Source organism: Streptomyces sp. NPDC059564 (assembly GCF_042735575.1).
In the GTDB taxonomy this organism is placed as follows: domain Bacteria; phylum Actinomycetota; class Actinomycetes; order Streptomycetales; family Streptomycetaceae; genus Streptomyces.
Map to the genome: position 1 here is coordinate 1 of NZ_JBHWBP010000366.1, position 7,609 is coordinate 7,609.

5 protein-coding genes are annotated in these 7,609 nt (G+C 72.4%); 4 read left to right on the forward strand and 1 reads right to left on the reverse strand.

Annotated features, from left to right (window positions below; translation table 11 throughout):
• Positions 1 to 92: 92 nt before the first annotated feature.
• The gene (locus ACFV0Q_RS35255) at positions 93 to 1,508 is read right to left on the reverse strand and encodes a peptidoglycan recognition protein (protein WP_385011156.1); all 1,416 of its coding nucleotides are present in this window, start codon (positions 1,506 to 1,508) and stop codon (positions 93 to 95) included.
• A 139-nt stretch (positions 1,509 to 1,647) separates the two neighbouring features.
• Here ACFV0Q_RS35255 and ACFV0Q_RS35260 point away from each other — a divergent pair, with 139 nt between their 5' ends.
• The 4 genes from ACFV0Q_RS35260 (at position 1,648) to ACFV0Q_RS35275 (ending at position 7,567) form a co-directional block, all read left to right on the forward strand.
• On the forward strand, positions 1,648 to 2,397 hold the full coding sequence (locus ACFV0Q_RS35260) for a TIGR03089 family protein (RefSeq protein ID WP_385011157.1): 750 nt from the start codon (positions 1,648 to 1,650) through the stop codon (positions 2,395 to 2,397).
• Between the two features lie 171 nt (positions 2,398 to 2,568).
• The gene (locus tag ACFV0Q_RS35265) at positions 2,569 to 3,786 is read left to right on the forward strand and encodes an LCP family protein (RefSeq protein ID WP_385011159.1); all 1,218 of its coding nucleotides are present in this window, start codon (positions 2,569 to 2,571) and stop codon (positions 3,784 to 3,786) included.
• 222 nt (positions 3,787 to 4,008) lie between these two features.
• Complete coding sequence (locus ACFV0Q_RS35270; RefSeq protein ID WP_385011161.1) at positions 4,009 to 5,736, forward strand: LCP family protein; 1,728 nt, start codon at positions 4,009 to 4,011, stop codon at positions 5,734 to 5,736.
• A gap of 106 nt (positions 5,737 to 5,842) precedes the next feature.
• Entirely contained in the window at positions 5,843 to 7,567 is a 1,725-nt protein-coding gene (locus tag ACFV0Q_RS35275) for an LCP family protein (RefSeq protein ID WP_385011162.1), read from the forward strand.
• The last annotated feature ends 42 nt before the right edge of the window (positions 7,568 to 7,609 follow it).

Here is a 7,609-nt window from a genome sequence, read left to right on the forward strand (position 1 = left end):
GCCCCCGGACCCCCGCGCCTCAAACGCCGGCGGGGCTGGGATTGGCCGCAGGGCGCCGACGGGGCTGGAGTTGGCCGCAGGGGCCGGCCCCCTCAGCGGCCCTGGAGTTTGGCCGACGTGGCGCGGGTCGGGGGGAGTTGGTTGTAGAGGAGGCGGCCCGGGCATTCCGTGGCGAAGCCGTCGCGGTGGCCCGAGATGACGTGGAGCTTGACGTTGCTGCCCTTGGCGTAGAGGTTGCCGCCGCCCGACTTCAGGGTGGTCTTCGCGCGCGGGTCCGCCCCGAAGAGGCCGAGCTTCCAGGCCGTGAGCTGGGCCACCGCGTCCACGGCGGCCTTCGGCGGGGCCGTGCTGCCGAAGGAGCCGATCACCGCGACGCCCATGCTGTCCGTGTTGAACCCCATGGTGTGCGCGCCGAGCACCGCCTTCGCGACTCCGCCCGCGCGGCCCTCGTAGACCGTCCCGCAGCGGTCGACGGCGAAGTTGTAGCCGATGTCGCGCCAGCCCTCGCTGACCACGTGGTAGCGGTACAGGCTGCGCAGCACCGCCCCGGCGTCCGTGCAGGCGTAGTTGTTGCCGGAGGCGGTGTGGTGGACGAACGCCGCCTTGACGGTGTTGGTGTAGACGAAGCCCGACTCGCGCAGGCTCTCGTCCGCGCCCCAGCCCCGCCGCGTGACGATCCGCGGGCGCGGGCCGATGTACGGGCGGGCGGCCTCGCTGAGGGCGCCGTCGCTGGCGAGGACCGCGTCGGCGGTGGAGTCGGCCTTGTTGAGCGCGGTGATCTCCAGCGCGCCGAGCACGGCGTGCGGCACGTTGGCGGCGGAGGACTCGGCCGCCTCCGCGGTCATGTCGGGCAGGGTCACCGCCGAGTCGCCCTTGTCGTCGTCGTCACCCGGCAGGGGCCCGGCGTTCTTGCCGTCGAGGACGGTGACGGGCCGCGCCGCGCCCGGGTCGACGAGTTCGATGCGCATGCCCGAGGGCAGGGCGGACGGGGTGCGGGTGTCCCGGCCGCCGGCCTCCGCCTGGACCCGGACCTCGACCCCGTCGGACGCGCCGACCCACAGCGGGGCGGTGCTGCCGCGGACGCGGCCGGAGCCGCGTTCGACCGCGTCGGGGTCGGCGGCGTGTTCGCTGTTGTGGGTCTCGACGTCCTGCCAGCCGGACCAGGCCCCTGTCGCCACCGCACGGGTGCGGACCTGGACCCGGCCCAGGAGCTGGGTGGCGGCGTCGTCCCAGACGACGCCGACCAGCGAGAAGGTCTTCACGTCGCGCGCGGCCAGCCCCCGGGCCTCGGGCAGGCCGGGCTCGGCGCTCATGCCGGGGACGCCCGGGATCCGCCCCTGCGAGGGCCCGAGGGCGACGAGCGGCAGGGACTGGGTGGACCCCCCGGGGGTCACGGGGGCGGCCGCGCCCACGGACGGGGTGGCCAGGGCCGGAGTGGTAAGCGCGAGCGGCAGGGCCAGTGCGGCCGCCGTCGCGACGCCGATCGAGGAAGCAAGGAATCCACGCATGGAAGCGATGCTGAGCACTGCCACCACGAAGCGCCATCGGAGAACTGACGATCCGTCCGACGATCGCGGGCCCGGCCTTCCCCTGGACGGACGAGCCGGTGCCCCCCGTACGAGGGAGGGCCCGCGTACGCTGGGGCGGGTGAACGCCACTGACCGCACCCCTGCCGACCTGCTGCGATCCGCGCTCGCCGCCGATCCGGGCCGCCCCCTCGTCACCTTCTACGACGACGCCACGGGCGAGCGCGTCGAATTGTCCGTCGCCACCTTCGCCAATTGGGTGGCCAAGACCGCCAATCTGCTCCAGGGCGACCTGGGCGCCGAACCGGGCGACCGGCTCGCGCTGCTGCTGCCCGCGCACTGGCAGAGCGCCGTCTGGCTGCTCGCCTGCGCCTCCGTCGGCGTGGTCGCCGAGGTGGGCGGGGACCCGGCCGGCGCCGACCTGGTCGTCAGCGGGCCCGACACCCTGGAGGAGGCCCGCGCCTGCTCCGGTGAGCGGGTCGCCCTCGCGCTGCGGCCCCTGGGCGGACGGTTCCCGCAGCCGCCGGCCGGGTTCGCGGACTACGCCGTGGAGGTGCCGGGGCAGGGCGACCGCTTCGCGCCGTTCGCCCCCGTCGACGCCGACGCCCCCGGGCTGGTGGTCGGCGGCGAGGAGCTCTCGTACGCGGCCGTGGTCGGGCGGGCCCGCGAGGACGCGGCGAAGCGCGGCCCCGGCGAGGGCGCGCGGGTGCTGTCGGGGCTGGGCTACGACAGCTGGGAGGGGCTCTCGGCGGGGCTGTACGGGGCCCTGGCCACCGGCGGCTCCGTGGTGCTGTGCCGCAACCTGGACCGGCTGTCGCCCGCCGCGCTGGAACAGCGGACCGAGAGCGAGCGCGTCACCCACACCGTCTAACGGCGAGCCCGCGCGATCTGTCACCCGCATGGCCCTTTACAGGGCCCCGCCCCCGGGCCGCCCGGGTCACCCGGGTGCAGGATCGGCCCCAGGCCGTACTCACCCGTACGGCTGGCCCCCGGCTACCGCTGGGAGGTACCCCCAGGGCTACGGCGAGGGGACGGAACGCCAGTGACGGACAGCGCGGGCATACCGGGCGGCACCCGCCCGGACGGAGGCAGCGCAAGGCCTCCGTCCGGGCGTCGGCGCCGTCTGCTGCGCTGGACCGGGCTCGGGGCCGCCGCGCTGGTCCTGGCGGGGGCGGGCGCGGGCTGGTGGCTGTACACGAAGCTCGACGGGAACATCACCGCGGACACCTCCGCCGAGGCCGAGCTGCGCCGCTACGAGCGCGAGCGCCCGGCGCACCTCGCGGACGGCGCCCAGAACATCCTGCTGATCGGTTCGGACTCGCGCTCCGGCCGGGAGAACGCGGGCTACGGGCAGGACAAGGGCACCCAGCGCTCCGACACCACGATCCTGCTGCACCTGCCGGCGGACCGGAAGAGCGCGACGGCCGTGTCGATACCCCGGGACCTGATGACGGACGTGCCGAGCTGCCTCACCCCGGACGGCAGCCGCACGACGGAGCGGTTCGCCCAGTTCAACTGGGCCTTCGAGTGGGGCGGGGCCGCCTGCACGATCCGTACGGTCGAGAAGCTGTCGGGGGTGCGGATCGACCACCACATGGTGGTGGACTTCGGCGGGTTCAAGAAGATGGTCGACGCCGTCGGCGGGGTGGAGGTCTGCCTGCGGCAGCCGGTGGACGACGCCGAGGCCGCGCTCAAGCTCCCGGCGGGCCGCCACCTCCTCCAGGGCGAACAGGCGCTCGGTTTCGTCCGGGCCCGGCACAGCCTGGGCAACGGCAGCGACACCGAACGCATGCAGCGCCAGCAGCAGTTCCTCGGCTCGCTCGTGAACAAGGTGCAGAGCAACGGGGTCCTGCTGAACCCGGCGCGGCTGTATCCCCTGCTGGACGCGGCCACTTCCTCGGTGACCACCGACCCGGGGCTGGCCTCGCTGCGCGGGCTGTACGAACTCGTACGGGGTGTACGGGACATACCGACCGATCAGGTCAAGTTCCTTACCGTGCCCCGGAAGCCGTACGCGCCGAACCCGAACCGGGACGAGCTGGTGGAGCCCGACGCGAGCCGGCTGTTCGAGCAGCTGCGGACGGACCGGCCGCTGACGATCACCCCGCCCACGCCCGAACCCACGGGGGCGAGCGGCCGCGAGGCGGCCTCCGCGGAGGCCGCCCGGAAGTCTGTGCGGCCGAAAAGCGGAACCACGTCCACCCCCGTTCCCGTCCCCACTTTCACGGGAACCACGGCGGACGTGGCCGATTGCCGGTAAAGCAATCCAAAAGCCGGTGACCCAACCGCGCCGGATGGGTGCTTTGGGCCGTTTTCGGGGGAGTGGATTTTGTCACCGCCATGGTTTGCAGCTGACCTGGCCGGATAAGGTGAGCGATCCGGTGCACAGGAAGCCAAGAGACCATGCACCAGCAGCCGGATCGTTGACCGCGCGCCTGGGGGGAGGCGCGTCGCGAGGCACCGACGGAGGATTCGAGCAACCGTGGATGCGCAAAGCCGTGGGCGGGCGGAAGAGATCGACCCCGCAGACCAGTGGGTCCTCAATCCCCGCACTGGCAACTACGAACTGCGACTGGGCCATTCCCCTGCGCAGCAGCACTCCGTCACCACCCCCCGCAGGATCCGCAGATCCCCTGCGGCTCCCCCCGCGCCGGCGTCCCCGGCGGTCCCCAAGCCGCGCCGCGGCGAGGGCCCGCCCGGCGGCCGGCGCTCCGGCCGCCCCCGCAGGACGGGCGGCGGTGGCGGGGCTTCGGCGCGGCGCCGCAGGAGGCTGGCCATCACCGGCGGAACGCTCGCGTTCCTGCTGCTCGGCGGCGGGCTGGGCTCGTACCTCTACTACGAGCACCTGAACGGCAATCTGAAGGTCATCGACACCGGTGGCGCGGGCGGCAGCTTCAAGAAAGACCAGCCGATCAACATCCTGGTCATCGGCACCGACAAGCGCAGCGGCGCGGGCAACCAGGGGTACGGGGACGCCGACAGCGTCGGCCACGCCGACACCACGATCCTCTTCCACGTCTCCAAGGACCGCAGCAACGCCACCGCTCTGTCCATCCCCCGCGACCTGATCACCGACATCCCGGTCTGCCCGACCAAGCAGAACGGCTCGGTGAAGCAGATCCCCGCGACCAAGGGCAGCCGCTTCAACAACAGCCTGGGCCAGGAAGGCCGCGACCCGGGCTGCACGATGCGCACGGTCAAGCAGCTCACCGGGCTCGAAGTCGACAATTTCATGATGGTCGACTTCAACGCGGTCAAGGAGTTGAGCACGGCGGTCGGCGGGGTGCCCGTCTGCGTGGCGAAGGACGTCAACGACCGGGATTCCAAGCTGAACCTGAAGGCCGGCGAGCACCGGCTGCAGGGCGAGCAGGCGCTGGCCTTCGTACGGACGCGGCACGCCTTCGGCAACGAGAGCGACCTCGACCGGATCAAGACGCAGCAGCAGTTCCTGAGTTCGATGATGCGCGAGATGAAGTCCAAGGAGACGCTGACCAGTCCGAAGAAGTTCTTCTCGCTCGCGGAGGCGGCCACCAAGTCGCTGACCGTGGACCAGGGGCTGGGGTCCATCGGCAAACTCACCGATCTCGCCGGTGAGCTGAAGGACATGAACCTGAAGAACATCACCTTCACGACGCTGCCGGTGCTCGACAATCCGAACGAGCCGCCCGGCCGGAAGGCGACCGTCGTCGTCAACTCCTCGCAGGCCGACCCGCTCCTGGAGATGATCCGGGGGGACGTGTCCCTCACGGAGGTCGAGAAGAAGGAGCAGGCGGCGAAGGAGGCGGCCGGCGCCAAGCAGGAGGCGCTGCTCCAGGGCAACCGCTCGCCCGCCGGGGACGTCCGGGTGGACGTGTACAACGGCGGCGGCCCGCCGGGATCGGCGTCCACCACCCTGGCCTGGCTGCAGAACAGCAAGGGCGTCTACAAGGCGAGCAACCACGGCAACGCCTCCGCGCGGCTCGCCGCCACCCAGCTGGAATTCGCCCCCAACCAGGCCGACATGGCCCGGGCCCTGGCGGACATGATGGGGCTGTCCGCCACGGCCCTGAAGGTGGGCACGGTGGACGCGGGGCCGAAGACCCCGATGAAGCTGACGCTGGGCTCCGACTTCAAGGAGCCCGGAGCACCGCTCGGTACGCCCGAGGCCCCGCAGCAGGCCCCGGACGGGCTCCAGCGGGTGGAGGCGGACAAGGCGGTCTGCGCCAAGTGACCGGACTGCGGTTACGCCACCGCTCACCCACCGACCGCCACACGACGGTCGGCAGCCGGCAGGACCGGCACCACACCGACCAGCAGTGATCTTGAGGGGGGTACGCGTGAGGCACAGCAGCGTGCGGGGGGAGGGGGCGCCCGACCAGGCCGCCGGCGGCATATCCGGCGGCGGGGCGGGCACTTCCGGCGCGGTGCCCCCACCGCGGGCGGGATCGGGCGGCGCCCGGTCCGGCGGTGGCGGTGGGATACCCGTCCGGCGGCGTCGCCGGCGGGTGCTGTTCTGGGTGTCGTCCGTACTGGCGTTCCTGATCCTGGGAACCTCCGCGGCCGGCTACCTCTACTACCGTCACCTCGACGGGAACATCCGCAGCGGGCAGCGCCTCAGCGGGGAGAGCGGCGTGGAGAAGTCCCACGCCAACGCCAAGGGCCAGCGCCCGCTGAACATCCTGCTGATCGGCTCGGACAGCCGGAACAAGCCGGAGAACGTGGAGCTCGGCGGCAGCCGCGACACCGTCGGCAATCCCCCGCTGGCGGACGTGCAGATGCTGCTCCACGTGTCGGCCGACCGGGAGAACGCCTCCGTGGTGAGCGTCCCGCGCGACACCAAGGTCGAGGTGCCGGAGTGCACGGACCCGAAGACCGGGGAGAAGTTCAAGAAGGCCAAGATCATGATCAACGAGTCCCTCGCGCGCGGGGGTCCCGGCTGCACCCTGGCCACCTGGGAGAAGCTGACCAACGTCTACATCGACCACTGGATGATGATCGACTTCTCCGGTGTCGTGCAGATGGCGGACGCGATAGGCGGCGTGCCGGTCTGCGTCAAGGACAACGTCTGGGACCGTCCGCTGCCCACCTCCGGCGGCGGCTCCGGCCTCAAGCTCACGGCCGGCACGACCAAGGTCAAGGGCGAGCAGGCCCTCCAGTGGCTGCGCACCCGGCACGCGTTCAGCAGTGACCTGGGCCGGGCGCAGGCCCAGCACATGTACATGAACTCGATGATGCGCGAGCTGAAGGGCCAGAACGCCTTCACCGACGTTGGCCGGATCACGGCGCTGGCCGAGGCGGGCACCAAGGCGCTGGAGGTCTCCGAGGAGATCGGCTCGGTGAAGAAGCTCTACAACCTGGCCATGCAGCTCAAGGACATCCCGACCAACCGCATCACGATGACGACGATGCCGACGCTGCAGGACCCGCAGGACGAGGACCGGCTGATCGTCAATCCCGGGGACGCGGACCGGCTGTGGACGATGGTCCGCAAGGACGTGGCCTTCGACAAGAACGGCGCTCCGACGGCCCCGCAGAGCCCGTCGGCGTCCGCGCCCGCCTCCGCGCCCGCCTCGGCGCCCGCCACATCCCCGGCCCCCGGCGCCCCGCAGGGCACCCCGGCGGGCCAGGAGCCCTCCAAGCCCCCGGTCACCGCCCCCGACCGGATCGCCGTCCACGTGGTCAACGGCACGGCGGCCGGCATGCCGCTGGCGCCGAAGCGGGCGAGCGACGTCGCGGGGGCGCTGGTCTCCAAGGGCTTCACCGGGGCCCGCGCGGACAGCGCGCTGACCCCGGAGAAGACCACCGTCGTGCGCTACCCGACGGCGGACCTGGCGGACGAGGCGCAGAGCGTGGCGGCGGCCCTGGGCATCCCGGCCAGCTCGGTGCAGCAGTCGGCGGACGTCTCGCGGATCACCCTGGTGGTGGGCGCCGACTGGCGCGAGGGGACCGCGTACCCGCAGCAGGCGCCGCCGGAGGCCGGTGCGCTGCCCGACACGGCCGACGCGATCAACGGCTCGGACAGCGGGGCCTGCATGGAGGTGTACAAGCCCTACCGCTGGTGAGCCGCGGGCGGTGAACACGAAAGGGGTGACCCGGTCCACAGG